Annotated in this window: 1 pseudogene; it reads left to right on the forward strand. The window is 68.1% G+C overall.

Going from position 1 to position 1,102, the window contains the following annotated elements:
- Positions 1-1,102, forward strand: a pseudogene (locus tag STRIP9103_RS32495) (alpha-1,4-glucan--maltose-1-phosphate maltosyltransferase); the annotation flags it as partial.

The following is a 1,102-nucleotide window of genomic DNA, read 5'->3' on the forward strand; positions in this document are numbered from 1 at the left end:
CGAGGTCCTGGCCCGCCATCCGCTACGGGAACTGGTCACCAGCAGTGACCCGTTGCCGCTGCTCGTGGAGCGGGAACGGGCCCTGTTCGGGTCCTGGTACGAGTTCTTCCCCCGCTCCGAGGGCACCCCCGAGCAGCCCCACGGCACCTTCCGCACCGCCGCCCGCCGCCTGCCCGCGATCGCCGCCATGGGCTTCGACGTCGTCTACCTCCCGCCCATCCACCCCATCGGCACCACCTTCCGCAAAGGCCGCAACAACACCCTCTCCCCCACCCCCGACGACGTCGGCGTCCCCTGGGCCATCGGCTCACCCGAAGGCGGCCACGACGCCGTCCACCCCGCCCTCGGCACCATCGACGACTTCGACCACTTCGTGCGACGGGCACGGGAACTGGACCTGGAGGTGGCCCTGGACTTCGCGCTGCAGTGCTCACCGGACCACCCCTGGGTCGACAAACACCCCCAGTGGTTCCACCACCGCCCCGACGGATCGATCGCCTACGCGGAGAACCCCCCGAAGAAGTACCAGGACATCTACCCCATCGCCTTCGACGCCGACATGCCCGGCCTCATCACCGAGACCGTCCGGGTCCTCAGGCACTGGATGGCCCACGGGGTACGCATCTTCCGCGTCGACAACCCCCACACCAAACCGGTCGTCTTCTGGGAACGGGTCATCACGCGGATCAACCGCACCGACCCCGACGTGATCTTCCTCGCCGAGGCCTTCACCCGCCCCGCGATGATGCACACCCTGGCCCAGATCGGCTTCCAGCAGTCCTACACCTACTTCACCTGGCGCAACACCAAACAGGAACTCACCGACTACGCCACCGAACTGGCGGGCGAGGCCGCGAGCTACATGCGGCCGAACTTCTTCGTCAACACCCCCGACATCCTCCACGAGTTCCTCCAGCACGGCGGCCGGCCCGCCTTCGAACTGCGCGCGGTGCTCGCCGCGACCCTCTCCCCCACCTGGGGCGTGTACTCGGGCTACGAACTGTGCGAGAACACCCCGCTCAAACCCGGCAGCGAGGAGTACCTGGACTCGGAGAAGTACCAACTCCGACCCCGCGACTGGGAGACCGCCGAACGCGAGGGA

Source organism: Streptomyces ipomoeae 91-03, from assembly GCF_000317595.1.
GTDB lineage: Bacteria > Actinomycetota > Actinomycetes > Streptomycetales > Streptomycetaceae > Streptomyces > Streptomyces ipomoeae.